The sequence below is a fragment of the Paenibacillus rigui genome, from assembly GCF_002234615.1.
Taxonomy (GTDB): domain Bacteria; phylum Bacillota; class Bacilli; order Paenibacillales; family NBRC-103111; genus Paenibacillus_S; species Paenibacillus_S rigui.
Window position 1 is genome coordinate 1 of sequence record NZ_NMQW01000102.1, and the last position, 871, is coordinate 871.

The following is an 871-nucleotide window of genomic DNA, read 5'->3' on the forward strand; positions in this document are numbered from 1 at the left end:
ATACCGCAGCGGACAATTCCGTCAATGCTTACGTGTACGGCACTGCGAACGGCCATACTTGGTCGCTTGTGGACGGTCAGTCCACGAAAGCTATGCAGTTTTTGCCTGACGATGGCACATCGGTGACTCCGGGTACGGATGCAGCCAGCCTTGCTGCCGGCTCCAGACTGAATTATAAAGTTAATTTTCCGACTACGGGAACCTATAATGTTTGGATCCTGGCCAAGAGCCATAGCTTCCAAACGGACTCCATCCATATGGGCGTAGATAATCAATATAAATTTACTTCCAACGGGATTCAGGGGGTGAGCAATAGTCAGTTTAAATGGATTAATCTAAGTAACGGCGGTACTGCGGTGACCGGCGGTACGCCTTTGAATATAACTGCTGGCGTGCATGAATTGAACTTCTGGGGCAGGGAATCGGGATTAATCGTAGACCGGATTTACTTGACCACCAGCACTTCAACGGCAGATCCGGTTTGGCCAGAGGTAAAGGCACCTGCAGCTTCGTTAACGGCAGACAGCAGCGTGAAGCCGGGCAGCAGCTTTACCGTGGGCGTGAGCTTGGACAACTTGAAGCAAAGTGTGTATGCCCAGGACCTCACCCTGACCTATGATGCGAACGTATTTGACTATGTGAGTACAGCAGGGGCTAACAACAATATCCAGATCGTGACAGAGGACAAAGCGACTGCCGGCAAAGTGAGACTGATCACCGCCAATATTGGTGGGGTATCCGGAACCAGCACACCGGTGTTGAATCTGACCTTCAAGGTGAAGGCTGGCGTTCAGAACACGGCCGGAACGATTGCGACCACTCAGGCGAACCTTGGCGAGGCTCCAGACGGACCGGCCATCAAGGCGGGGTT

At 52.5% G+C, this 871-nt stretch carries 1 protein-coding gene; it reads left to right on the forward strand.

All coding sequences use genetic code 11. The features are described from left to right. Positions 1-871: cohesin domain-containing protein (locus CF651_RS31825; RefSeq protein ID WP_245856240.1), on the forward strand; the 871-nt coding region annotated here is incomplete at both ends.